Source organism: Stenotrophomonas sp. YJH_SMC_8, assembly GCF_059371315.1.
The window spans coordinates 34,327-58,552 of sequence record NZ_JCAFUL010000004.1; the positions used below are offsets into that span (position 1 = coordinate 34,327).

Genomic DNA, 24,226 nt, shown 5'->3' on the forward strand with positions numbered 1-24,226 from the left:
CTCAGGCAGGATCGGAAGGAAGGGGGCGTGCGCCGGCCGGGCGCATCGGCGCGGTCGAACCACGCACCACCAGCTGCGGCACGAAGCCCTGGTTGTGCAGCGGTGCCGGCGCGTCGTCGTAGGCGTCGCTGCGCAGCTGCGCGATCAGCAGGCGCGCGGCGTGGCGGGCGATGTCTTCGGTGGCCTGCTTGGCGGTGGTCAGCGGCGGCCACGACTGGCGCGAGAACGGGCTGTCCTCGAAACCAGCGATGGACAGGTCGTAAGGCACGTTCATGCCTGCCGACTTGGCGGCTGCCAGTACGCCGGCAGCGATTTCGTCGTTGGAACCGAAGATGGCGGTGGGCGGTTCGCGCAGCGCCAGCAGTCGGCGCGCGCCGCGGAAACCATCGTCGAAGGTGTAATCGCCCTGCACCACCAGGTGCTTGTCCACGGTCATGCCGTAGTCCTTCAGCGCGGCCTCGTAACCGGCGTAGCGTTCGCCCGAGGAGCGATGCGAGATGCCGCCCCAGAGGAAGCCGATGCGCTGGTGGCCCAGCTGGATCAGGTGCTCGGTGATCTCGTAGGCGGCCTCGCGGTCGTCGACGAACACGCAGGCACCATCGGCCGGGTCTTCGGTGGCGGCGATGATGCGTACCAGCTTGATGCCGCGCGCGGTCAGCGCCTGGATCAGGTCGCGGCGCTCGGACATCGGCGCGGTCAGCACCAGCCCGGCCAGGCGCGAGCGCTGCACCCAGTCGGCCAGCTCATCGGCCAGCAGCGGCGAGCTGGAATCGCAGGGATGGATCTGCAGCCCGAACCCGGTCTCGCGGCAGGCGGCGAGCACGCCGTTCTGCACGCCGATGATGTGATACGGGTTCGGGTTGTCGTAGACCAGCCCGATCACGAAGGTGGTACCGCTGCGCAGGTTGCGCGCGGACGGATCGGGTTCGTAGTCGAGCTCGGCGATGGCACGCAGCACCCGCGCACGGGTGGCCTGCATCACCGAAGGCTCGTTGTTGATCACCCGCGAGACCGTCTTCAGCGAGACCTTGGCCTTCTCCGCAACGTCCTTGATGGTCGCTCTGCGCATGGGTTTTCCCTGGGGTTGGCTGCCGTCCATCATCGCCGATCAGGCCTTGTCCTGCGGCAGGCCGGCGCGATGGCCGATCACCGAGTAGAACAGGATGTACAGGTAGCACGGCACCATCAGCAGCACGAACACCAGCTGGAAGTCGATGTGCTGCTTGAGCACGGCGAACAGCTGGGGAATGATCGCGCCACCGGCGATGCCCATGACCAGCAGGGCCGAGCCGGTTTCGGTGAATCGGCCGAGGCCACGGATCGCCAGCGGGAAGATCGCCGGCCACATCATGGCGTTGGCAAAGCCCAGCAGGGCCACGAAGGCCACCGACACGTAGCCGTGGGTGGCCCAGGCGCCGAGGCAGAACACCACGCCCAGCACCGCCGAGATGGTCAGGTAGCGCGACTGCGAGACCACCCGCGGAATCAGCAGCAGGCCGACCACGTAACCGACCAGCATCGCGCCCAGGGTGAGCGAGGTGAACATCTTGGTCTGGTCCAGCGGCAGGTCGAAGCCGTGGCCGTAGGTACCGATGGCATCACCGGCCATCACCTCCACGCCGACGTAGACGAACAGGCACAGCACGCCCAGCCACAGGTGCGGGAACTGGAAGATGCTGCGGCGCTCGGCGGCACCGGGCGCAGCCGGGGTAGCGTTGGCTTCGGACGACTTGATTTCCGGCAGCGGCGAGAACAGCACGGCCACCGCCAACAGCACCAGCAGGCCGGCCATGGCCAGGTAGGGTGCGTGGATCTTGGCGGCGAATTCGTTCAGAAGCTGTGCCTTGGTTGCTTCATCGGCCGCGGCCACGCTGGCCGAAAGATCGCCGATGCCGTGCAGCACCACGGTACCGATCAGCACCGGCGCCAGCATGCCGGCGATCTTGTTGCAGATGCCCATCAGCGCGATGCGGCGTGCCGCAGTCTCGATCGGGCCGAGGATGGAGATATAGGGGTTGATCGCAGTCTGCAGCAGGGCCAGGCCGCTGCCGATCACGAACAGGCCGCCGAGCGCCCCCGGGTACCAGCGCTGCGTGGCGAATTCACCAAACAGCGCAGCGCCACCGGCCATCACCAGCAGGCTCAGGCTCAGGCCCTTCTTCATGCCGGTGCGGCGCAGGATCCACGACGACGGCAGCGCCAGAAAGAAGTAGGACAGGTAGAACACCATCAGCACCAGGAAGGCGCCGACCTCGCTGAGTTCGAAGGCGAGCTTGACGAAGGTGATCAGCGGGCCGTTGAGCCAGGTGAAGAAGCCGATCAGGAAGAACAGCACGCCGACGATGGCGATGGAGGTGGCCACGTTCGGGCGCACGCTTGCAGCGGAGACGGCGGACATCGGGAGGGGCTCCTGCGGCGACGGCCGCAGAACGCGGCGTCGGAGAGTGGCTGGGAACAACGTTGTCACATTCTTTCGATGGACAGCCGCGGTTTGTCAACTTCCCTGCGTGGTCACGTGAACCTCGTGCTGCACTGCGCAACCCGATCGCAACGGATCCTGCTGAATGCGCTGCAGCCCTTGAGCCCCGTGCAGCAACGGTTCCAGCGTGAAACCCATGCTCACGCCATGTAAACGTTTACTGCACGCCGCATTCGTTGCGACGCAGCAACGAAAGTGTCACGAACTCGTTGACATCGTTGTCAGCAGGGTTACAGACTCCGCCCCAATCGCCGGTCCCGAACATGGGGCCGGCCCCACCTGCAGCAGGAGCCCGCGTGACCGCCAGCCACCCCGCCCCGGCCCATGTCCTGTCCCGAGTCGCGCCCTCGTTCCTGGCCGCCGACGTCGGTGGCACCCATGTGCGCGTGGCCCGGGTCCAGGCCAGCGGCGATGCCGCCCATCCGGTGCAGGTGCTGGAATACCGCAAGTACCGAAACGCCGACCACGGCGGCCTCAGCGCGATCCTGTCCGACTTCCTGGGTGAAGGCCCGCGGCCCACGCATTGCGTGGTCGCAAGCGCCGGTTACGCCCGCGAAGACGGTACGGTGATCACCGCCAACCTGCCGTGGCCGCTGTCCGCGCGCCAGGTGGAAGCCGATCTCGGCCTGCAGCGGGTGTACATCGTCAACGATTTCGAGGCAGTGGCCTACGCCGCCGCACAGGTGGACGCCAGTGGCGTGCTGCACCTGTGCGGGCCGGAGACCGCTGCGCGCGGCCCGACCCTGGTGGTCGGCCCCGGCACCGGCCTCGGCGCCGCGCTGTGGATCCCCACCGCACACGGCCCGGTGGTGCTGCCCACGGAAGCGGGCCAGCCGACCCTGGCAGCGAGCACCGAGCTGGAAATGGCCATCGTCCGCCACATGCAGCGCGACCGCGCCCATGTGTCGATCGAGCATGCGATCTCCGGCCCCGGCCTGATGAACCTGTACCGCGCGGTGTGTGCGCTGCAGGAACAGGTGCCGACGCTTGCCAGCCCCGATGCGGTTACCGCCGCGGCCATGGCCGATACCGATGCGCATGCGCGCCAGGCGCTGGATGTGTTCTGCGGCCTGCTGGGCAGCACCATCGGCGACATGGCCCTGTTCTATGGCGCCCACGGTGGCGTCTACCTGGCCGGCGGCATCCTGCCGCAGATCCGCGAATACCTGCACGCCAGCACCTTCGTCGAACGCTACCTGCAGAAGGGACCGATGGGCGAAGCACTGGCACGCATCCCGGTGAAGGTCGTCGAACACGGCCAGCTGGGCGTGGTCGGCGCTGCCAGCTGGTACCTGCAGCAGCAGTCGGCTGCCTGACACCGTAACAGGCTTCAACGAAATCGCAGCACGCAGTACGTGGCACGCCAACGCACGGGACTTCGCCGCCGCCCCGCGCATGTCTTCGCAACCGTAACCGAACACCGCCGCCGGCACCCAATCGAGTGATGAGGAGAGACATCATGAACACCCGCAAGACCCTGCTTTCGGCCGCCATCGTCAGCTGCATCGCCTTCAGTGCGCATGCGCAGCAGGCCGCCCAGACCGCCACCGACCTGGATACCGTGCAGGTCACCGGCATCCGTGGGTCGATGGAAAAATCGCTGGACACCAAGCGCGAAGCCAATGCACGCGTGGAAGTGGTCACCGCCGAAGACGTGGGCAAGCTGCCCGCGCACAATGTCGCCGACACCCTGCAGCGCCTGCCGGGCGTGAACATCAGCTCGTCCAGCGCCGACGAAGGCGGCTTCGACGAAGCCGACCGTGTCAGCCTGCGCGGTACCAGCCCGAGCCTGACCCAGACCCTGATCAACGGCCACACCGTCGGCACCGCCGACTGGTTCGTGCTCAGCCAGGGCAACAACGTGGGCCGCAGCGTCAGCTACTCGTTGCTGCCGTCGGAACTGGTGCGCTCGGTGGAAGTGAACAAGTCCTCGCAGGCCAAGCTGCAGGACGGCGGCACCACCGGTACCGTCAACATCCTCACCCGCAAGCCACTGGAATTCTCCAAGCAGCTCACGGCGGAAGGCTCCATCGGCATGGTGCGTTCGGACCAGGCCAAGTCCAACGACCCGCAGCTGTCGGCACTGTTCAACTACAAGAACGACGAAGGCACCTTCGGCGTGATGGTGCAGGCCTTCAGCCAGAAGCGCGAGCTGCGCCGCGAAGCGCAGGAAATCCCGGGCGGCTTCTTCCAGATCGATCCGAATGGCACCGTGGCCAAGTCCAACCCGGACCTGGCCGGCGTGTACGCGCCGGGCCTGCTCGGCTCGACCCTGTTCGAACAGACCCGCGAGCGCAAGGGCGGCCTGGTGTCGCTGCAGTTCAAGCCGATGGACAACCTGACCCTGGGCCTGGAAGGCTTCAGCTCGGAACTGAAGGCGAACAACTACAACCGCAACTTCATGCTGTGGGGCGGCCGCATCCTCAACGACCGTACCGTTGAAGATGCCAATGGCAACAAGATCCTGATTCCGGGCCAGGCCCCGAATCCGGGTTACGTCGTCAAGGATGGCGTGCTGTCCAACGCCACCTTCGCCGGCCAGGCCGACCGCGACTACGCGGTGTACGACATGATCTACCGCGAGTCGAAGGCCAAGACCAACTACATCACCTTCGATGCCGACTGGCAGATCAGCGACAACCTGGGCATGAAGTTCCAGGCTGGCAGCACCAAGGGCACCGGCGAAACGCCGCGCCAGTACATCGCCGAAGTCAACCTGGCCCGTGGTGGCGGCGCCACCTGGGCAACCCACGGCAACGGCTCGCCGATCGACTGGAACGTCGGTGGCAACATCGGCCCGAGCGGCGTGACCGACTTCGGCACCTGGGGCAACCAGCAGGTCACCGCGATCGACAAGGAAAAGTGGGCCACGCTCGATTTCAACCAGTACTTCGCCGACGCTGGCGTACTGAACTCGATCGATTTCGGCGCCCGCTTCGGCGACCACAAGCGCGAGGCCAAGTCGCCGGAAGGCGCAACCCCGGGCGCGATCTGGAATGCGCTGAAGAACGGCGCTACCGCCAACTTCCCCGGCGGTTTTGCCAACGGCATCGGTGGCAGCTTCCCGCGTGACCTGTGGTACTTCACCCCGGGTGCGCTGAAGGAAGCGGTGACCAACAACTCCACCTGGCTGTCCGGCAATGACGGCCCGACCGGCCGCCACAACTACGGCGCCGAGTGGAAGGTGTCCGAGAAGAACTTCGCCGCGTACGTACAGGGCAACTTCAGCGGCGACCGCTGGAGCGGCAACGTCGGCCTGCGCTACGTCAACATCAAGCAGGATATCGATACGTACGCCGCCGCCACCGGCTCGACCGTGCCGGACGTGAGCAGCCTGTTCGGCGCGTGGACCCGCGAAGCTTTCGAGAACAAGCACAACCGCGTGCTGCCGAGCGCCAACTTCAAGTACGACCTTCGCGACGACCTGGTGCTGCGCGTGGCCGCCTCGCAGACCCAGACCCTGCCGGACTTCTCGGCACTGGGTGCCTCGTCCTACGGTTCGGACCTGAACCGGACCGGCGGTGGCGGCAATCCGAAGCTGAAGCCGGTGGTGTCGACCAACTTCGATGCCAACCTGGAGTGGTACTTCATGCCGCGCGGCATGTTGTCGATCGGTGCCTACTCGATGCGCCTGAAGGACTACGTGGCCTTCAGCACCGAGAAGGAGATGCTGTTCAGCGAGCTGACCAACCGTCTCGAGGAATACAACATCTCCCGCCCGCGCAATGCCGACGGCAAGGTCCGCGGTATCGAAGTGGCCTATGAGCAGCCGATCGGCGAGTACTTCGGTGTCAATGCCAACTACACCTACGCCGATGGCAGCACCGATCACACCTGGGCCGACGGCAGCGACAACCTGCTGGGCACTTCGAAGAACACCTACAACGTCGGTGCCTACTTCGAGAACGATACCTTCGGTGCACGCGTCAGCTACACCCGCCGTTCGTCGTTCCTGATCGGCCTGTCCGGCGCCAACCCGTACTACCAGGATGACTTCGGCACCCTGTCGGCGTCGCTGAGCTACAAGGCCACCGACTGGCTGAGCATCAGCTTCGATGCGCTCAACCTCAACAACCCGACCTACAAGTACTACCAGACCGCGGCCATCCCGACCTCGTTCTACAGCAACGGTCGCCAGTACTACCTCAACTTCCGCTTCAAGTACTGATCCAGCGGCGGCAACATCGCCGAGTCGTGTACGCACGCCGGGCCTGGGTCATTCCGGGCCCGGCGTTTTTCATGTATAGCGTTCATCGCACCGTTCCAAGGAGTCGTACCGATGGTCAAGCCTTCCCGCGCCCGGATGCGCAGCGCAGTGCTGCTGGGCAGCCTGCTCGTCCTGTTGCCAGCACTGCCGGCACTCGCCGCCGATCCCACGCCTGCCGCTGAAGCACCCGGCCCGCTGCTGCGCGCCGGCAGCCTGATGCTGATTCCGGCCCCGGCCACCGTGCAGCGCGGCCAGGGCAGCGGCATCACCGTCCGCGCCGACACCGTGCTGCTGGCCGAAGGCGAAGCCGCGCAGCGCGTCGCCAACCAGTTCGCCGACCTGCTGGCCCGCAGCGGCGGCCCGCGCCTTGCACCAGCCAAGGGCAAGGCGGCAGGCAAGTCGGGCAGCATCCGCTTCCAGATCGTGCCCACCTTCCGCGACAGCGGCGAAAGCTACACGTTGGAAAGCAGCGCGCAGGGCGTGCTGATCCAGGCCGGCAACGAAACCGGCCTGTTCTACGGCGCGACCACCCTCGCCCAGCTCGCCACCGGCGGCAGCAACGGCGTGCTGCCGGCAGTGCAGATCCAGGACGCGCCGCGCTTCAGCTGGCGCGGTTTCATGCTCGATTCCGCCCGTCACTTCCAGAGCCTGGACGAGATCAAGCGCGTGCTCGACGCGATGGCCGCGCACAAGCTCAACACCTTCCACTGGCACCTGACCGACGACCAGGGCTGGCGCATGGAGATCAAGCGCTACCCCAAGCTGACCGAAGTGGGCAGCTGCCGCCTGCCGGCCGGTGACGGCGGCATCGACCCGGTCAGCGGCCAGGAGCATCCGTACTGCGGCTTCTACACCCAGGACCAGATCCGCGAAGTGATCGCCTATGCCGTGAAGCTGCACATCCAGGTGATTCCGGAAATCGATGTGCCGGGCCACGCGACTGCTGCGATCGCTGCGTATCCGGAGCTGGGCACCATCGATACGCCGTTGAAGCCGATCAGCGAATGGGGCGTGTTCCCCAACCTGTTCAACACCGAAGACAGCACCGTCACCTTCCTGGAGAACGTGCTGGAAGAAGTGATCGACCTGTTCCCGGCCAAGTACGTGCACGTCGGTGGCGACGAGGCGGTGAAGGACCAGTGGGAAGCGTCGAAGCAGGTGCAGCAGCGCATGCGTGCGCTCGGCATCAAGAACGAGATGGCCATGCAGAGCCACATCATCAAGCGCCTGGAAACCTTCCTGGAGGAGCACGACCGGCGCCTGATCGGCTGGGATGAAATCCTCGAAGGCGGCCTGCCGCCGCAGGCCACGGTGATGTCGTGGCAGGGCACCGAAGGCGGCCTGGCGGCGGCCAGCGCCGGCCATGACGTGATCATGTCGCCGGTCGGCTACCTGTACCTGGATTACCTGCAGACCGCCTCGCCGAACGAGCCGCCCGGCCGCCCGACCCAGGTCAACCTCGGCAAGCTGTACAACTTCGAACCCGTGCCGGCCGAACTGGCCGCCGACAAGCGTGGGCACATCCTCGGCCTGCAGGCCAACATGTTCACCGAGCACACGCGCAGCTACGCACGCCTGCAGCACAACCTGTTCCCACGCCTGGCCGCCGTGGCCGAGACCGGCTGGAGCACGCCGGAACATCGCGACTTCCGCGATTTCCTCGCGCGCCTGCCCTCCCAGCTGCAGCGCTACCGTGCCTGGGGCCTGGCCTATGCACAGACGCCGTTTGAAGTGGGCGTGGACTACACCGACAACCGCGCGGCCGACACGGTGACGGTGTCGCTGGCCAATCCGCTGGGTTACGAAGTGCGCTACAGCACCGATGGCCAACCGGTGAGCGCGCAGTCGCCGCTGTACCAGCAGCCGCTGACCGCGACGCTGCCCGCCAACGTGCAGGCGGCGGCGTTCTACCAGGGGCAGATGCTGGCGGCGAAGCCGACGGTAGCGGCATTCACCGCGCAGTCGCTGCTCAGCCGCCGCAGCGATGAGCTGCTCAGCTGCGTGGGCACGAAGGGGCTGGTACTGCGCCTGGAAGACGATGGCCCTCGCGAAGGCAACCGTGCGGTGTTCAACGTGGACATCTTCCAGCCGTGCTGGCGCTGGCCGCAGGCGCAGCTGGACGGCATCGGCAGCGTGGAAGTGCGTGCCGGCCGCATTCCGTACTACTTCCAGCTGGCCCACGACGAGCCCAAGCGTCGCTTCGAGAAAGCAAAGCGCGCGCATGGCGAGATGCTGGTGCGTCGTGGCGACTGCAGCGGCAAGGTGCTGGCGGAAGTGCCGTTGCCGGCCAAGCCGGATGCCGATGGCTTCGTAACGCTGAAGGCCACGCTGCCGAAGGGCACGCAAGGCACCGGTGACCTGTGCATCAACTTCACCGGCGACACGCGTCCGGCGATGTGGGTGCTGGATGAGGTGACGCTGGGGAAGTGACGGCAGGTCTGTCCTGGTGGGTGCCGACCTTGGTCGGCACCCCGGGCAGTTCATCCACGCATGGCGTGGATCTACTGATTCCATCCACGCATGGCGTGGATCTACCGGTGGGTGCCAACCTTGGTTGGCACGCCGTTACCCGCGCCAGCGCAGCAGCAGGTCGCGCAGCGGGCTCAGGGCCGTGGCCATGCCGGCCAGCACGCCGATCGTGTTGGCGACGGCATCCATCGGGTCGGCGGTGCGGTTGCTGGTCAGCGCGCCCTGCGCGAATTCGATGCCAATGCCCATCAACACCAGTCCCACGCCCACCCACAGCAGCGGACGCCCGCGGCGGAACAGCTGCACCGCGCTGCCGGCCAGGATGAAGTAGGCGAGGAAGTGCTCGCCCTTGTCGCTGTTTTCCGGCAGCGGAATCGGCGGCGGCGGGATCAGGCAGACCACGATCACCAGCAGCACCGCGATGACCCACAGTGCGGTCCACAACCGCGGCCGCCGCAGCGGCTTGATCACCGGCAACACCTCGCTCACAGGCGCCAGCTCAGGTCACCCAGCTCGAAGGCCGGCTCGAAGTCGACCCCACGCTGCAGCCCGATGGCCTGGAAGCGCTCGCCCATCTCGGTCGGCAGGGTCAGCTTCTTCACCTGGTCGCGCAGCTGGATACGCCCCACTTCATCGGTGCGTTCCTCGGCCAGCAGCAGCACCTGGTCCAGGCCGTTGCCGAGCAGGAAACTGGCCTGGCTGCAGTAACCGGCCAGCTCGAAACCACCGTGCATGCCCGCCTCGGCCATCGCGGTGAAATCCACCGATGCGGTGATGTCCTGCAGGCCCGGCCAGCGATGCACGTCGTTGTGCACGTGGTGGCGGTAGAAGGCACGCACGGTGCCGTCGTCACGATCGTGCTGGTAGAACTCGCCGCGGTTGTAGCCGTAGTCGACGAACAGCATCGCACCACGCTGCAGGCCACCGGCCACCGCCTGCAGCCAGTACGGCAGCTGCGGCAGCACCTCGGAGCGGTAGCCCTCGGCGAAGGGCTTTTCCAGGTAGCGCTCGATGTGGCGCACCGCGCCGTTGAGCAGGATGTCGGCCGGCTGCGCTCCGCGGATGAAATTGCCGTCGCCATCCAGTTCAACGGTTTCCTCATAGACCTCGCCATCGCGGATCAGGAAGCGGGGGGTCGGCAGCGCGTCGATCACCTCGTTGGCGAACACCACGCCTTCCCAGTCCTCCTCGAACGGGCGGTCGACCCAGTCCACGCGCGCAGCCAGCTCGGCCGGCAGGTTCTGCTGCAGGCGCTGCTGCTGGCGCTCGCGCAGGTCGGCACTGGGTTCGAGGATGGCATAGCGCGACGGCAGCGCGTCCAGTTCGGCCAGGCGCAGCAGCACGGCCTCGGCGAAGGCACCGGTGCCGCCGCCCAGCTCCAGCATCCGCGCCTGCGCATCCAGCTGGGCGAACACCGGTGCCAGCGCATTGGCCACGCTGCCGGCGAACAGGCTGCCGAGCTCGGGCGCGGTGGTGAAGTCGCCACTGCCACCGAACTTGCTGGCGCCGGCGCTGTAATAACCCCAGCCAGGGGTATACAGGCACAGCTCCATGAAGCGCGAGAAGGGCATCGCCCCGCCCTGCGCAAGGATCTCGGCGCGCAGGGCGGCGGCCAGCTGGTCGCTGTGGGCCAGGGCATCGGCTTCGGGCAGGGGGAAGGTGGGCTGCATGGCGTCTTCGAATGCGGTGACAATGGTGCACAGGATAGCCGAGCCTTGGAGGACCCTCGATGAGCGATACCCACCCCGTGGTCCTGATCACCGGCAGCGCGCGCCGGATCGGTGCGGCCATTGCCCGCCAGTTCCACGCCTGTGGCTGGTCGGTGGTGCTGCATGCCAACACCTCCAGCGCCGAGCTGCAGCAGGCCGCGTTCGATTTCGACAACGTGCGCCCGGGCAGCGTGCTGGCGCTGCAGGCCGACCTGCGTGACGCCGACGCCCTGCCCGACCTGGTGGAACAGGCCGTCACCCACTTCGGCCGCCTGGACGCGCTGGTCAACAACGCGTCCAACTTCTTCCCCACCCCGCTCGGCCAGGTCACCGCCGAGGCGATGGACGAGCTGTATGCGGTCAATGCGCGCGCGCCATTGCTGCTGTCACAGGCGGCGGCGCCCTACCTGCGCCGCCAGCAGGGCTGCATCGTCAACCTGACCGACCTGCACGGCACCGACCCGATGCGCGACCATATCGCCTACACCATGGCCAAGGCCGCGCTGGAAATGGCCACCCGTTCGCTGGCGCTGGAACTGGCGCCGAAGGTGCGGGTCAATGCGGTGGCGCCCGGCGCGATCCTGTGGCCGGAACAGGGCAAGGACGATTTCGCCCGCGAGGCGCTGCTGGCGCGCACGCCTTTGGCGCGGATCGGTACGGTCGAGGAGATTGCCGAAGCGGTTTACTGGCTGGTGGCCGAAGCCAGCTTCGTCACCGGCCACACATTGCGCGTGGATGGCGGGCGCACGGTCAGCTGAAATGCTGCCGGCCAGCGGCCGGCACTACCGGTAGTGCCGGCCGCTGGCCGGCAACCTCCATCAATCCAGGTCAACCACCTCGAACGCCTCGCCAAACTGGGCGTGCGCGCGCCACAGCGTGGCCAGGTCCAACCCGCTGACCGGGTCGATGAAGCCCGGTGCGATGTCCGCCAGCGGCTTCAGCACGAAGGCATGCTTCAGTTCCGGGCGCGGGATGCGCAGGTGGCCGGGGCCTTCCACCACCAGGTCGCCGTAGAACACCACGTCGATGTCCAGGGTCCGGTCGGAGAAGCGCGGCCCGCTGCGATCGCGGCCGTGCGCGTCTTCCAGCGCATGCAGCCAGTCGTCCAGTTCCTGCAGTGGCAGATCGGTCTCGATCGCCACCGCATTGTTGAGGAAGGCCGGGCCATCGAAGCCGACCGCGGCAGTACGGTAGGCGGGTGACACCTGCAGTGCGCCAAAGCGCTCGCGCAGGGCCGTCACCGCGGCGTGGAGGTAGCGGCGGGGCTGGACGTTGCTGCCCAGGCTCAGGAGCACGGTGGTCATGCGGTTCAGGTGACGGCAATTGGGGGGCGTGGACATGCCGTCGTCACGGCGGCCTGCCTACAATCCGGGACGCACATGATAGGGCACCGACATGACCTATTGCGTTGGAATCGAGGTGGACCAGGGCTTGGTCTTCGCTGCCGACACCCGGACCAATGCCTCGCTGGACGATGTGCGCGTGCACCGCAAGCTGCACGTGTTCGAGTACCCCGGCCAGGCAGCCTACGTGCTGATGGCGGCTGGCAACCTGGCCACCACCCAGCTGCTGGTGTCGCGCCTGGGGCGCGACGCCGACGAGCGGCGCACGCCCAACCTGCGCGACATGACCCACCTGTTCGAGGCTGCCGAGTATGTCGGCCAGCTGCTGGTGGACAGCCAGGTGCACAGCAGCCACAGCGAGCACGGCCATGATGGGGTCAACACCCAGGCTACGCTGATCTTCGGTGGCCAGATCGCTGGCGAACGGCCGGGTCTGTACATGATCTATCCACTCGGCAACGCCATCGCTGCTTCGCCGGAGACGCCCTATCTGCAGATCGGTGAGTCCAAGTACGGCAAGCCCATCCTCGACCGCATCCTCAGCCCGGCAACTCGCCTGGAGGACGCGGCGCGCACGGCAATCGTGTCGCTGGATTCGACCATTCGCTCCAATCTGTCGGTAGGCCTGCCGATCGACCTGGCGCTGCTGCGTGATGGTGACCTGCGCATCGGGCAGCAGCTGCGGCTCGGCGCGGATTCAACGTTGTATGCGGACATCCACCAGAACTGGTCGCGGCGGCTGGAACAGGCGGTGGACAGCCTGCCGCGGTTCCCGTGGGAAACCGTGGATCGACCGACCTGACCTGCCGCCGGGCACGGCCCGGCGCTACCGAAGGCGGTGGGTAGCGCCGGGCCATGCCCGGCGACGCTGACTCAGCCCAGCGCTTCGGCCACCGCGCGGAACACCTGCTGCATCTGCAGCGGCTTGTGCAGCACATGCACCTCCACGCCATCCGGGAATGCATCGGCCGCGACCGGCACTGCAGGATCCTCCAGTACCAGAGCCGGGCCGCGATAGCCCAGCGTGGCCATCTCGCCCAGCAGCTGGCTGGCCGGCAGCAGCTTGGAGCCGGCATCGGCGATCACCAGCGCAGGCATCGCCTCCTGCTGCATCCAGCGCAGCGCGGCCGGGCCGTCGGACGCCAGCTGCAGCTGGTAGCCCTGGCTGGACAGCGCATTGCCCAACAGCGAAAGACGGGTGGCCTCGCCATCGACCACCAGGATCGACTGGCCACTGCCCAGTGCCACCAGCTGCTCGATGGGCTCGCTGCCGTCGACGGCTTCGTGCATCGGCAGGCGCAGTTCGAAGCAGGTGCCCTGCCCCGGCTGGCTGCTGACATGAATGCTGCCGCCGGCACCTTCGACGATGCGCTTGCAGGAAATCAGCCCCAGCCCGGTGCCGTCGGCCTTGGTGGTGAAGAACGGATTGAACAGGTGCGACAGCGTGTCCGCATCCATGCCGATGCCTTCGTCGGCCACGCGGATATGCATCCAGTCCACGCCATCGCGCTGGCCTGCATGGCTGGCGGTCAGGCTCAGGCGGCCGCCATTGGGCATCGCCTGGATCGCATTGAGCGCCAGGTTCAGCATCACCTGCTGGAGTTCGGTGTAGTTGGCATCGACCACCAGGCCTTCGTCCTGCACCTGCAGTTCCAGGCGCACGGCGTCGGGCACGTTGCTGCGCAACAGCAGTGCCACCGCATCGAACAGGCCATCGATCTCGATGCGCTCGCTCGGCTTGCGCGAGCCGCGCACGAACGACAGCATCGATTCGGCCATCTCATGGCCACGGCGGCCGCACTCGGCGATGACCTCGGCCAGGTGGTGCAGCTGCGGATCGTCGGTACGCGCCTTCAGCAGGTCCGGCATGATCAGCAACGGCTGCAGGATGTTGCGCAGGTCGTGGCTGAGGCCAGCCGCGAGCAGCGACAGGCTTTCCAGGCGCTGTGCGCGCATCAGTTCGGTTTCCACCCGTGCACGCTCGATCGCGCTGCGTGCATCGCGGATCGCACGCGCCACTGCCGACGGCAGGCGCGCCGGCAGATGCTTGATGATGTAGTCATTGGCCCCCTTCTGCAGCGCCGCCACCGCGTTCTCCTCACCCATGGTGCCGGAGACGAAGATGAAGGGCACTTCCGGCGAGGTCTCACGCACGATGCGCAGCGCATCGTCACCGGAGAACCCCGGCATGCTCAGGTCGGACAGCACGATATCCGGCTGGAACGCGGCCAGTGCCTGGCGCAGTTCCGCCTCGCTCTCGACACGCTCGAAGCGGGCCTCCAGGCCCGCATCGAGCATCTGTTCGGACATCAGCTCGGCATCTTCCGGTGAGTCCTCCACCAGCAGGATGCGCAGCGCCCCCAGGGCGGGACCGGTCAGGGGCATGGGCTCACTCGAGTTCCGGTGCCTGGTTGATCAACGCCCAGAACTTGCCCAGGGTCTGCACCGCGCCGAAGAACTGGTCCACGTCCACCGGCTTGACCACGTAGGCGTTCACGCCCATGTCCCAGCTCCGGGCCAGATCGCTTTCCTCGCGTGAGGACGACAGGATCACCACCGGCAGGCGCTTGAGCTCTTCGTGCTCGCGGATCTGCCGCAGCACTTCCAGGCCATCCATGCGCGGCATCTTGATGTCCAGCAGCAGCACCGCCGGCAGGCCTTCCTCACGGTTGGCGAAGGCGCCGCGGCGCAGCAGGTAGTCCATCACTTCCACGCCATCCTCGACGTGCACGATGGGGTTGGCCAGACGCGCCTCTTCCAGGGCATCGATCGCCATCTCGGCATCGGCCGGGCTGTCTTCGGCAAGAAGAATGGTGCGCAGAGTCGTCATGCAGAGGGACCTTGTTTGTCCGCGTCGATCGCGGGAGGCAGGTAGAAGTGGAAGGTGGCGCCGACGTCCGGTTCGGCCTCCGCCCAGATACGGCCACCATGGCGGGTCAGCACGCGGCGCACGCTGGCCAGACCAATGCCGGTGCCCGGGTAGTCGCTGGCCTTGTGCAGGCGCTGGAACACGCCGAACAGTTTCCCGGCGTAGGCCATGTCAAAGCCTGCGCCATTGTCGCTGACCGTGAACTGATGACCGCCATCGGGCTGCGCCTGGTAGTCCACGCGGATCTTCGCCGGCTCGCGGTTGCCCGAGTACTTCACGGCGTTGCCGAGCAGGTTCAGCCAGACTTGGCGGATCATGTTCTCGTCGGCCACCACGATCGGCAACGGCGCGATGCTCCACTCCACCTGGTGCGCATGGCCGCTGCTCTCGGCCTCGGCCTGCAGGTTGGAATCGAGCATGGCGCGGGTATCGGCCACCAGCGACTGCATGTCCACTGCCTGCTGGCGCATCGCCACGCGGCCCAGCCGCGAGTAGACCAGCAGGTCGTCGATCAGGGCCGCCATGCGCCGCGCTGAACTGGAGATCACCTCCAGGTAATGACGGCTCTTGTCGTCGGCGCTGTCACCGAGGTGACGTGACAGCTTGTCGGAGAAACCAGCAACGTGGCGCAACGGTGCGCGCAGATCGTGCGAAACCGAGTAGCTGAAGGCTTCCAGCTCGCGGTTGACTTCGGATACCTGGGCAACCTTGCCCTCCAACTGGCGGTTCAGCTCTTCCACGCGCACCTGCACAGCGCGCTGCACCGTGACATCGCTGATGGTAAGAAGCACGACTTCGTCATCGGTATCCGGCAACGGCATGCGCCGCGCATTGAGCAGCATGTAACGCGCCATGCCATCGGCGGTGCGCTGTTCGTGCTCGAAATCCCACAGCTCGCGGCCGCGCAGCAGCACGTCGGACAGGCGCTGGCGCACCACGTTGTCCTTCCAGGCGCCGTCGCCGACCGTTTCCAGCAGCAGGCCATCGGCACGTTCGTCCTGCAGCCCGTACAGCTCGGCGAAGGCCGGATTGTGCAACTGCACGCGCAGATCGCGGTCGAGCAGCACGATGGGCTCGCGCACGGTCTGCAGCACCGAGGCCGCACGTGCGGCGGAGCGCAGCGATTGCCGCTCGGCATGCAGGCGGCGGCCGATCTGCCGCTGCAGCAGCCACAGCACGAGGCCAAGCAGTGCCAGCTGCACCACCAGCGAACTCCATGACACCAGCTCGGTCTGCCTGCGCTGGCGCGCGGCCTGCTCGGCACGCAATGTCAGCAGTTTCTGCTCGCTGGCCTGCAGTTCTTCAACCAGTCCACGGATCGGGTAGCGCGTGCTGAGGTCCTGGACCAGCTCGCGCTGATCGCTGTTGGGCTCGGATTTGGCGAGCTCACGGGCAAGTGCCATGCGCCCTTCCAGCATCGATTCGATACGGCCGATCCGGATCAGCTGGTCGGGATTGTCGCGGGTCATCCGGCCCAGCTCGGCCAGGCGCCCGGGGATGTCGTTGGCCTTGGCCATGCGCTCGCGCAGGCCCGGTGCGTCCACGCCCTTTGACAGGGTCAGCGCCGCCGATTCGACATCACGCACATCGGCCTGCAGCTGTTGGAGGGCCACACCGACGGCCTGGGTATGGTTGACCCAGGCCATCGCCTGTTCGTTGTCCTGCTGCAGTTTGCGCAGGGTCAACCACGGCACCACGATGATCGCGGCGGCCGCCAGCGCCAGGGCCGGCAACCGCCAGCGATCCCAGATGTCGTCACTGAAAACCAGCGCCATAGTTCCTCTTCAGCACGGCCGCGGAGCGTTGGCCGGGAGCTGCCCGGCTGCGGCGGAACCGGCAATATAGCGCAGGCGGTCATACTGGCGGGCGTTCCGGCCCGGCTGGCTGAACGGGTTGGCAATCACACCTGTAGAGCCGAGCCCACGCTCGGCTGGAACCCAAAGGCAGCCGAGCATGGGCTTCGGCTCTACATAGCAGCGGGCGCCCCGCTTGGGGCGCCCACCGGGGTCAGCGCTTGGCGGCAGCGCTGACCTTCAATGCGGCGGCATCGACGCGGGTCACGCCCTTGATGCCCTTGGCGGTGGTGACCGCCTTGTCCTTCTCGGCCTGGGTGGCCACGGCACCGCTCAGGCTGACCACGCCGTTCACGGTTTCCACCTTGATCTCGGTACCCGGAACGTTGCTGCTGGCGAGCAGGTCGGCCTTCACCTTGGTGGTGATCCAGGTATCGGTCACCGGCTCGTTGGAATCGTGGCGATCAGCATGGGTCGCCGGATGCGCGCTGGTCGGCGGGCTCTTTGCGGCCGGATCCTTGGCGAATGCGGCCGAGGAGGACAGCGCCAGGCCCAGCGTCAGGGCGGAGGCAATCAGCGTGCGGGTCGTATTGCTCATCGTGTCGTACTCCTTCGGAATGTGCTGCCAGTCTGGACAAACCGACGTAGAGCAGGCGTGGCGTTGCGGTCATGCCGCCGTGAATCGGGGCATCTGCAACGACAACCGTTCAGCTTTGGCGCGTGACCCCGCGTCGTTTACCCTGCCCTTCCCACTGCCGGAGCTCTGTCATGCGCCCCGACCTGCAACTGGCCCTGATCGGCTACGGCCTCGCCGGCCGTGTCTTCCACGCACCACTGATCCAGCACACACCCGGCCTGGCGCTGCACAGCATCGTCAGTTCGCAGCGCGACACGTTGCTGCGCGCGTTCAGCGACGTGCACGTGCGTGCCACGCCGCAGGAGGTGTTCGACGATCCGGCCGTGGATGCCGTAGTGATCGCCACGCCGAATGAACAGCATGCGCCGCTGGCGATCGCAGCACTGGCTGCGGGCAAGCATGTGCTGGTCGACAAGCCGTTCGCGCTGGACGTGGCCGAAGCGGAAACGGTACTGGCTGCGGCACGCGATGCCGGACGCACCGCCACCGTGTTCCAGAACCGGCGCTTCGATGCCGACTTCCTCACGCTGCAGGCGCTGCTTGCGGACGGGACGCTCGGCGACATTGCCGAGTGCCATGCGCACTTCGATCGCTACCGTCCACAGGTGCGCGACCGCTGGCGCGAACAGGACGGTCCCGGCAGTGGCCTGTGGTACGACCTGGGCCCGCACCTGCTGGACCAGATGCTGGTGCTGTTCGGCTGGCCCGAAGCGATCGATGCGGATCTGGCCGTGCAGCGCGATGGCGGCAGCGGCATCGACTACTTCCACGCCGTGCTGCACTACCCACGGCATCGCGCGATCGTGCATTCCGGTTCTCTGGTGGCGGCGCCCACACCACGCTTCAGCGTGCATGGCAGCAAGGCCAGTTGGATCAAACATGGCCTGGATGTGCAGGAAGCGCAGCTGCGCCGTGGTGTAGCACCCGGTGCGCCCGGCTGGGGCATCGACCCGCGGCATGGCGAGCTGGTGCGCTGTGATGCCGAGGACAACGTGCAGCGCAGCACCGTCGACAATCTGCCCGGTGACTACCGGCGGTTGTATGCGCAGTTCGCGGCGGCCATGCATGGCGATGGAGACGCCACGGTCAGTCCGGTGCAGGCATTGCAGCTGATGCGGTTGCTGCAGGCGGGGATTGAGAGTTCGCGCGAGGGGCGGCGGGTGCGGTTGGGGTGACCGGCAGGGCTGCGCCCTGCACCTGCCGAGGCCGAAGCAACAGCAAAAACCGGGCTGCTGAAGGATGGCGGGGTGGGTCCGGTTGCGGGGGACGCCGTAAACCCATCCATGGGGGCTTGGCCGCGGCATCCATGCCGCGGACACCCCCGCAACCGGACCCACCCCGCCTTCGACAGATTCCTGCGGCTGTTGGTGGGTGTCGACCTTGGTCGACACGTAGATCCACGCCATGCGTGGATCTACGCCAATCGGTGATTACGACTTCTTGATGGCGTGCCCGCCGAACTCGTTGCGCATCGCCGACAACAGGCGGTCGGTGAACGAATTGGATTCACGCGAGCGCAGGCGTTCCAGCAGCGACAGGGTGATCACCGGCGCCGGTACATCCAGTGCGATCGCTTCGGCCACGGTCCAGCGGCCTTCGCCGGAATCCTCGACATACGGTGCGATGCCATCCAGCGAAGGATTCCGCTTGAGTGCTTCGGTGCTCAGGTCCAGCAGCCAGGAACGCACCACGCTGCCGTGGCGCCACACCTCGGCCACCTGGGCCAGGTCCAGCTCCATCTCCTGCTTGCGCTCCATCAGCGCGAAACCTTCGGCGTAGGCCTGCATCATTCCGTACTCGATGCCGTTGTGGACCATCTTGGTGAAGTGGCCGGCGCCAGACGGACCGACACGTGCCCAGCCGCGATCTTCGGCCGGTGCCAGCGTGCGCAGCAGCGGTGCGATCTGCTCCACCACCGACGCTTCGCCACCGACCATCAGGCTGTAGCCTTCCTGCAGGCCCCACACGCCACCGCTGGTGCCGCAGTCCACGTAGCCCAGGTCATCCTCGGCCAGCGCCTTGGCGCGGCGGATCGAGTCCTGGTAGTTGGAGTTGCCGCCGTCGATGACGATGTCACCTTCGGCCAGGTGCGGGGTCAGCTGGCCCAGGGTCTGGTCGACGGTTTCGCCGGCCGGCACCATCAGCCACACCACGCGCGGCACCGGCAGCGCGGCAACCGCGGCGGCCAGCGAATCAACCACCTCCAGGCCGGCCTCAGCGGCGCGCTGGCGGGCGCCTTCGCCCGGGTCGTAGCCGACCACGCGGTGGCCGCCGCGATGCAGGCGCTGGGCCATGTTGGCGCCCATGCGGCCGAGGCCGATCATTGCAATATCCATTGTTTCACCTTCAGTTGGGGTCTAGGGTCAGGCTGCCTGGCCTGCCGGTAGCCGCGCAGTGGCGCAGCTGCGCCTCGCGCCAACGCCGGTAGAGCGTGGTATGCAGATTGTGCACTGCCAGGTCGATCGAAAACGGGGTTCGCGGGTTGCGGTCGAGCAGGCGGGCGATGTGGTAGCCGATGGGACGTATACCGCGCGGGTGCACATAGATCACGAACTGCTGGTAGAACGGATCGTCCAGCAGCTGGTCCATGCGTGCCAGCGTGTCGCGGTAACGCGGTGCCAGTGCCGCGCGCAGCTGCGCATCGCGCTCGAACAGCAAGCGCTCGAAATAGCGCAGGCCAACACGCGGAATGCCCTGCGCCAGCCGCCACAGTTCGGCATTGCGCTGGTCGTACCAGGCCAGGCCGCCGTGCGCGGCCAACGCCTGCGCGGCCTCCTCGCCCACCGACACCACCACGAAGTTCTCGGCCTGGTTGCTCAGGTCATCCAGCGTGCCCGCGTCGTACACATGCTCGATGAAACCAGGCACGCCGACGAAGGCCTGCCGGCCCATCGCCGATGTGCGCACCGCCTTGCCATCGGCGAAGAAGTCTCCTGCAGCCGCACCCAGCAGGATGCTGTCGGTGTCATGCAGCGCCAGGAACGTGCCGATCGACAGTTCGGCGGGATTGAATTCCGCATCGAACGCAGCATCGCCATACAGTTCGCGCTGGGTCGCCAGCTGCGCGACCTGGCGGCCCACTCCACATTCGGCGCGCACGCGGCCGCTGTAGAACGTCTGCAACGCGCGACTGTTGCCTGCGCTGGGCACATAGCCGCGGCCGAAACTGCGTGTGCGCTGCCAGCCTTGCGCCTGTGCGCCGTGCAGGCCGAAGCCGATCCAGCCCAGCTGCAGGCCAGAGAAACGGAATCCTGGATTGCCCTGCAGTGCAGTCGCGGCACGTTGCGTGGCTGCACCCAGCTCGAAGGCGTAGGCGCAGATCGTGGCCGGATCGTCCAGCAGTTGTTGCAGCAGTGCTTGGCGCGAGGCAGCCGGCAGATCCACGGGCCAGCGCACGTGCAGGTCACCAGCTGCCTGCGCCGCCGCCAGCGAGGCACGCGTGCACACCGGGCCGCCCTGCACCTCGGGCAAGGCAACCGCCGCGTCTTCGAAGCGCCAGCCCAATCGCTGCAACAGGCCCTGCACGCAGTCGACAGACGTGGACGCGGCGCCCAGCGCGGGCACCAGCAGCAGCGCCACGCCCATCAGCCTGCCACGCACACTCACCCCTGGTCCGTGGGGGCCGCTGCGGGTTCGGGCGTTGTCGCCGCCGGGGGCGCGGCAGCGTCCGCAGGCAGGTACTGCTGCAGGCGCTGGAAGAAGCGCCGATAGAACTCGGCATCGGTGACCGTGCTGCTGGCCACCTTCACCAGCGAGTCGTCATTGCTGCCGAAGGGCAGCGACACCGAACCCAACGCGCCGACACCGACACTGGCCGAAGTCGGGCTCTTCTTCAGCGCATAGCGATCCTGCACGGCACTGACGAACACCAGTGTCTGATTCCCCCGCGGTGCGCAGGAAATACGCAGCACCAGCTGCTCGTGATCGTCCTCGCGCGGCTGGAAATTCTTGTTGCCTTCCACCTGCGCCGCGTCGGAACGGGCGATGGCATAGCCCTGGCTGAGCAGGGTCCGCCGCGCGGCCTCGCACGCATCCCCCGGGCGACCATCGACGGTGCGCGAGAAGGTATCGCCGGAATCGAAGGATTCGCGCAGCAGGGTGCTGTCGGCGGCACGGCCACCACAGGCCGACAGGATCAGCGCGCTGCTGAGGATCACGGCAACGCTGGAAAGACGGGAGGCCCGCATGGGTACTCCTGCGAGGACGGTACCGCCAAGGGTAGTCCGGCCACCGTGTGCGGCAGGTCGACAACGCCGCCCACGTTGGTCCCGGTTCATGCGCCGGTAGCGCCGGGCCATGCCTGGCGGAAGCGCGCCATGCACACAGCTCGCCGGGCATGGCCCGACGCTACCGGGATGAGGTCCCCAGACGAAGAGGGGCCGGCAATGCCGGCCCCTCGGGTATCACGTGCCGTCGCCGGCTCAGTCGGCCCAGCGGCCGGCACCGGTGGACTGCGGCAGCACCTGCGCCGACAGCGGGCGGTCGTTGGCCAGCAGGTTCACCGCGTCGGCCAGGATCGAGGCCGACTCGCGCAGCAGCGGGTCCGGGCGCTTCTCGGCAGCCTTCTCGCGCGCTGCATCCTTGACGATGTCGCGCTCGTTGCCGGTCAGCCCGTCATCGCTGCTGTCATCTGCCAGCGGGTCCAGGGCCAGGCCCAGCTCTTTGCGCTGCACCTGGCGCTCCTTGCGCTGGGTATCCTGGCGCTCGCGTTCCGCGCGACGGGTCGCCTCGTTGAGCGAGATGTACTTCTTCGCCGCTTCGGTGCGGAACTGCTGCACGTCCTCATTCCACCACTGGAACTCCTTGTCGGTGGCGATACGGGTGTCGTGGCGGGTTTCCAGCTTCGGCAGCAGCGGCGCGAAGTTGCCGTACTGGGTGTGCGGCACGGCAGCAATGCGGGTCCACGGCAGTGCGTTGTCGTAGGTGCTTTCGCCGAACTCGGTGGCATCGACGCTGGCCGGGAAGGCCAGGTCCGGCACCACACCCTTGTGCTGGGTGCTGCTGCCGCTGATGCGGAAGAACTGGGCGATGGTCAGCTTGACCTGGCCGAAGCGCTGGGTCTCGCCGCTCGGCCAGCGGTCGAGGTCGACGATGTTCTGCACGGTGCCCTTGCCGAAGCTGGTTTCACCGATCACCAGGCCACGACCGTAGTCCTGGATGGCGCCGGCGAAGATTTCCGAGGCCGAGGCCGAACCACGATTGATCAGCACCGCCAGCGGGCCATCCCACGCCACGCCCTGGTTGCGGTCGCTGTTGACGGTGACGCGGCCACCGGACTCGCGCACCTGCACCACCGGGCCCTGTTCGATGAACAGGCCGGTCAGTTCGATCGCTTCATCCAGCGAACCACCGCCGTTGTTGCGCAGGTCCAGCACCACGCCGTCCAGCTTGTCGTTCTTGAAGCCGGCCAGCAGCTTGGCCACGTCGCGGGTGGCCGAGGCGTAGTCGGCGGCATTGCGGCGACGGCCTTCGAAGTCCTGGTAGAAGGTCGGCAGCTTGATCACGCCGATCTTGCGCGCCGGCTCACCATTGGCGGCCGGAATGGTCATGGTCTCGCCCTTGGCGGCCTGTTCGGCCAGGCGCACCTTCTGCCGGGTCAGCACCAGGGTGTGGTGCTTGCCGTCGGCGCCCTCGGCGGCCGGAATGAATTCCAGCTTCACCTGGGTGTCCTTGGCGCCGCGGATCTTGGCCACGACATCGTCGATGCGCCAGCCGATCACGTCCTCGACCAGGCCGGACTTGCCCTGGCCAACGCCGACGATGCGGTCACCCGGCTTCAGCGTGCCGTCCACCGCCGCCGGGCCACCGGCGATGATCTCGCGGATCACCACCACGTCGTCCTGGCGTTGCAGCTGTGCACCAATGCCTTCCAACGACAGCGACATCGCCTGGTTGAAGTTCTCGGCGGTGCGCGGGGTGAAGTAATCGGTGTGCGGATCGACCGCGCTGGTGTACGAATTCATGAAGAACTGGAAGACGTCCTCGCCCTTCAGTTCATTGACCGACTTTTCCAGCGTGGCGTATCGCTTGTCCAGCGTCTTGCGGATGTCATCCGGCTTCTTGCCGGCCAGCTTCAGGCGCAGCCAATCGTTCTTCACCGACTTGCGCCACAGCTCGTCCAGTTCGGCGCTGCTGGCCGCCCACGGCACCTTCTTGCGGTCGTACTCGAAGCGCTCGTCGGTGGTGAAGTCCGGCTCCTGCTTGAGCAGCTTGCGCGCATAGGCCACGCGCTCGCCGACGCGCTGCTTGTAGACGGCGAACACCTGGAACGCCGGCTCCAGCTCGCCGCCACGGATGGCCGAGGAAATGTTGGCCTCGAACGGCGCGAAGCGCGCCAGGTCGGCCTGGGTGAAGTACTGCTTGCCGCCGTCCAGCGTCTCCAGGTAGCGCTTGAACACGTCCTTGGAGGTGGCCTCGTCCAACGCGCGCGGGCGGTAGGCGTAGCGGCTGTCTGACAGCAGGCCGTACACCAGCTTGGAGGTGGTCACCTGATCGGCGGTTGCCGCGGCGGGCAATGCCGGCGAGTCGGCCTTGGCCGCCAACGCCAGCGGCGCGACCAGCGCCAGGGCCATCAGGAATGCGGGGGCTTTGAATTTCATTGACGTGCTCGAAGGCGCCTTGCCAAGGGGGAGACTGCGTGGTGTTCAGACACCACGACAGTGCCGAAAGTTGCCGGGTTTGTCACCCGCCCACATCCGGTGGAAAACCAGCCTAGCGGGG

General features: G+C 66.9%; 19 protein-coding genes. 6 read left to right on the forward strand and 13 right to left on the reverse strand.

The genetic code is table 11. From position 1 onward, the window contains the following. Window position 1 precedes the first annotated feature (1 nt). Window positions 2-1,069 carry a LacI family DNA-binding transcriptional regulator gene (locus tag AC5P88_RS05820; RefSeq protein ID WP_006391719.1) on the reverse strand — a complete coding sequence of 356 codons (1,068 nt, stop codon included), beginning with the start codon at window positions 1,067-1,069 and terminating at the stop codon, window positions 2-4. 39 nt (window positions 1,070-1,108) lie between these two features. Next, window positions 1,109-2,398: a sugar MFS transporter gene (locus AC5P88_RS05825; RefSeq protein WP_111204389.1), complete on the reverse strand. Its 1,290-nt coding sequence runs from the start codon at window positions 2,396-2,398 to the stop codon at window positions 1,109-1,111. Window positions 2,399-2,775: 377 nt separating this feature from the next. Here AC5P88_RS05825 and AC5P88_RS05830 point away from each other — a divergent pair, with 377 nt between their 5' ends. The 3 genes from AC5P88_RS05830 to AC5P88_RS05840 all read left to right on the forward strand — a co-directional run bounded on the left by AC5P88_RS05830 (window position 2,776) and on the right by AC5P88_RS05840 (window position 9,116). After that, window positions 2,776-3,795: a glucokinase family protein gene (locus AC5P88_RS05830; RefSeq protein WP_111204390.1), complete on the forward strand. Its 1,020-nt coding sequence runs from the start codon at window positions 2,776-2,778 to the stop codon at window positions 3,793-3,795. A 143-nt stretch (window positions 3,796-3,938) separates the two neighbouring features. Then, window positions 3,939-6,647, forward strand: coding sequence for a TonB-dependent receptor (locus AC5P88_RS05835; RefSeq protein WP_111204391.1), 2,709 nt, complete (start codon window positions 3,939-3,941; stop codon window positions 6,645-6,647). Window positions 6,648-6,758: 111 nt separating this feature from the next. Beyond that, entirely contained in the window at window positions 6,759-9,116 is a 2,358-nt protein-coding gene (locus AC5P88_RS05840; RefSeq protein ID WP_495224564.1) for a beta-N-acetylhexosaminidase, read from the forward strand. Between the two features lie 135 nt (window positions 9,117-9,251). On the opposite strand, the gene AC5P88_RS05845 is transcribed toward AC5P88_RS05840, so the two are convergent. Further along, window positions 9,252-9,644: a VanZ family protein gene (locus AC5P88_RS05845; RefSeq protein WP_495224565.1), complete on the reverse strand. Its 393-nt coding sequence runs from the start codon at window positions 9,642-9,644 to the stop codon at window positions 9,252-9,254. Then, window positions 9,641-10,825, reverse strand: coding sequence for a class I SAM-dependent methyltransferase (locus AC5P88_RS05850; RefSeq protein ID WP_106550166.1), 1,185 nt, complete (start codon window positions 10,823-10,825; stop codon window positions 9,641-9,643). The genes AC5P88_RS05845 and AC5P88_RS05850 overlap by 4 nt, the downstream gene beginning before the upstream one ends. 59 nt (window positions 10,826-10,884) lie before the next feature. Here AC5P88_RS05850 and AC5P88_RS05855 point away from each other — a divergent pair, with 59 nt between their 5' ends. Then, entirely contained in the window at window positions 10,885-11,622 is a 738-nt protein-coding gene (locus AC5P88_RS05855) for a pteridine reductase (protein ID WP_008265570.1), read from the forward strand. Window positions 11,623-11,682: 60 nt separating this feature from the next. On the opposite strand, the gene folK is transcribed toward AC5P88_RS05855, so the two are convergent. Beyond that, complete coding sequence (gene folK, locus AC5P88_RS05860) at window positions 11,683-12,168, reverse strand: 2-amino-4-hydroxy-6-hydroxymethyldihydropteridine diphosphokinase (RefSeq protein ID WP_495224566.1); 486 nt, start codon at window positions 12,166-12,168, stop codon at window positions 11,683-11,685. 91 nt (window positions 12,169-12,259) lie between these two features. On the opposite strand from folK, the gene AC5P88_RS05865 reads away from it, so the two are divergent. After that, entirely contained in the window at window positions 12,260-13,009 is a 750-nt protein-coding gene (locus AC5P88_RS05865; protein ID WP_495224567.1) for a proteasome-type protease, read from the forward strand. 71 nt (window positions 13,010-13,080) lie between these two features. Here the strand turns inward: AC5P88_RS05865 and AC5P88_RS05870 are convergent, their stop codons facing one another. The 4 genes from AC5P88_RS05870 to AC5P88_RS05885 all read right to left on the reverse strand — a co-directional run bounded on the left by AC5P88_RS05870 (window position 13,081) and on the right by AC5P88_RS05885 (window position 17,467). Further along, entirely contained in the window at window positions 13,081-14,592 is a 1,512-nt protein-coding gene (locus tag AC5P88_RS05870; RefSeq protein ID WP_495224569.1) for a two-component system sensor histidine kinase NtrB, read from the reverse strand. Window positions 14,593-14,596: 4 nt separating this feature from the next. After that, window positions 14,597-15,037, reverse strand: a complete 441-nt coding sequence (locus AC5P88_RS05875; protein WP_005411057.1) for a response regulator — start codon at window positions 15,035-15,037, stop codon at window positions 14,597-14,599. Further along, window positions 15,034-16,851 carry a sensor histidine kinase gene (locus tag AC5P88_RS05880; RefSeq protein WP_495224570.1) on the reverse strand — a complete coding sequence of 606 codons (1,818 nt, stop codon included), beginning with the start codon at window positions 16,849-16,851 and terminating at the stop codon, window positions 15,034-15,036. Before AC5P88_RS05880 ends, AC5P88_RS05875 begins: the two co-directional genes overlap by 4 nt. Before the next feature lie 232 nt (window positions 16,852-17,083). After that, window positions 17,084-17,467: a BON domain-containing protein gene (locus AC5P88_RS05885; RefSeq protein WP_049429380.1), complete on the reverse strand. Its 384-nt coding sequence runs from the start codon at window positions 17,465-17,467 to the stop codon at window positions 17,084-17,086. Window positions 17,468-17,637: 170 nt separating this feature from the next. Between AC5P88_RS05885 and AC5P88_RS05890 the strand changes: the two genes are divergently transcribed. Beyond that, the gene (locus tag AC5P88_RS05890) at window positions 17,638-18,681 is read left to right on the forward strand and encodes an oxidoreductase (protein WP_495224571.1); all 1,044 of its coding nucleotides are present in this window, start codon (window positions 17,638-17,640) and stop codon (window positions 18,679-18,681) included. 255 nt (window positions 18,682-18,936) lie between these two features. Here the strand turns inward: AC5P88_RS05890 and gnd are convergent, their stop codons facing one another. The 4 genes from gnd to AC5P88_RS05910 all read right to left on the reverse strand — a co-directional run bounded on the left by gnd (window position 18,937) and on the right by AC5P88_RS05910 (window position 24,105). Then, window positions 18,937-19,842, reverse strand: coding sequence for a phosphogluconate dehydrogenase (NAD(+)-dependent, decarboxylating) (gene gnd / locus AC5P88_RS05895; RefSeq protein WP_006470430.1), 906 nt, complete (start codon window positions 19,840-19,842; stop codon window positions 18,937-18,939). A gap of 10 nt (window positions 19,843-19,852) precedes the next feature. Continuing rightward, window positions 19,853-21,091 (reverse strand): hypothetical protein, encoded by a 1,239-nt coding sequence (locus AC5P88_RS05900; RefSeq protein ID WP_495224699.1) that lies wholly within the window; start codon window positions 21,089-21,091, stop codon window positions 19,853-19,855. A 17-nt stretch (window positions 21,092-21,108) separates the two neighbouring features. After that, complete coding sequence (locus tag AC5P88_RS05905; RefSeq protein ID WP_495224572.1) at window positions 21,109-21,693, reverse strand: DUF2242 domain-containing protein; 585 nt, start codon at window positions 21,691-21,693, stop codon at window positions 21,109-21,111. Window positions 21,694-21,927: 234 nt separating this feature from the next. Beyond that, window positions 21,928-24,105, reverse strand: a complete 2,178-nt coding sequence (locus tag AC5P88_RS05910) for a carboxy terminal-processing peptidase (protein ID WP_495224573.1) — start codon at window positions 24,103-24,105, stop codon at window positions 21,928-21,930. Window positions 24,106-24,226 lie beyond the last annotated feature (121 nt).

Excerpts from the sequence above, each read along its gene's own strand:
- AC5P88_RS05885 (WP_049429380.1), bottom strand. The coding sequence starts at position 17,467 with ATGAGCAATACGACCCGCACGCTGATTGCCTCCGCCCTGACGCTGGGC.
- AC5P88_RS05865 (WP_495224567.1), top strand. The coding sequence starts at position 12,260 with ATGACCTATTGCGTTGGAATCGAGGTGGACCAGGGCTTGGTCTTCGCT.
- AC5P88_RS05910 (WP_495224573.1), bottom strand. The coding sequence starts at position 24,105 with ATGAAATTCAAAGCCCCCGCATTCCTGATGGCCCTGGCGCTGGTCGCG.
- gnd (WP_006470430.1), bottom strand. The coding sequence starts at position 19,842 with ATGGATATTGCAATGATCGGCCTCGGCCGCATGGGCGCCAACATGGCC.
- AC5P88_RS05825 (WP_111204389.1), bottom strand. The coding sequence starts at position 2,398 with ATGTCCGCCGTCTCCGCTGCAAGCGTGCGCCCGAACGTGGCCACCTCC.
- AC5P88_RS05900 (WP_495224699.1), bottom strand. The coding sequence starts at position 21,091 with ATGGGCGTGGCGCTGCTGCTGGTGCCCGCGCTGGGCGCCGCGTCCACG.
- AC5P88_RS05905 (WP_495224572.1), bottom strand. The coding sequence starts at position 21,693 with ATGCGGGCCTCCCGTCTTTCCAGCGTTGCCGTGATCCTCAGCAGCGCG.
- AC5P88_RS05855 (WP_008265570.1), top strand. The coding sequence starts at position 10,885 with ATGAGCGATACCCACCCCGTGGTCCTGATCACCGGCAGCGCGCGCCGG.
- AC5P88_RS05840 (WP_495224564.1), top strand. The coding sequence starts at position 6,759 with ATGGTCAAGCCTTCCCGCGCCCGGATGCGCAGCGCAGTGCTGCTGGGC.
- AC5P88_RS05875 (WP_005411057.1), bottom strand. The coding sequence starts at position 15,037 with ATGACGACTCTGCGCACCATTCTTCTTGCCGAAGACAGCCCGGCCGAT.
- AC5P88_RS05870 (WP_495224569.1), bottom strand. The coding sequence starts at position 14,592 with ATGCCCCTGACCGGTCCCGCCCTGGGGGCGCTGCGCATCCTGCTGGTG.
- AC5P88_RS05890 (WP_495224571.1), top strand. The coding sequence starts at position 17,638 with ATGCGCCCCGACCTGCAACTGGCCCTGATCGGCTACGGCCTCGCCGGC.
- folK (WP_495224566.1), bottom strand. The coding sequence starts at position 12,168 with ATGACCACCGTGCTCCTGAGCCTGGGCAGCAACGTCCAGCCCCGCCGC.
- AC5P88_RS05850 (WP_106550166.1), bottom strand. The coding sequence starts at position 10,825 with ATGCAGCCCACCTTCCCCCTGCCCGAAGCCGATGCCCTGGCCCACAGC.
- AC5P88_RS05835 (WP_111204391.1), top strand. The coding sequence starts at position 3,939 with ATGAACACCCGCAAGACCCTGCTTTCGGCCGCCATCGTCAGCTGCATC.
- AC5P88_RS05880 (WP_495224570.1), bottom strand. The coding sequence starts at position 16,851 with ATGGCGCTGGTTTTCAGTGACGACATCTGGGATCGCTGGCGGTTGCCG.
- AC5P88_RS05820 (WP_006391719.1), bottom strand. The coding sequence starts at position 1,069 with ATGCGCAGAGCGACCATCAAGGACGTTGCGGAGAAGGCCAAGGTCTCG.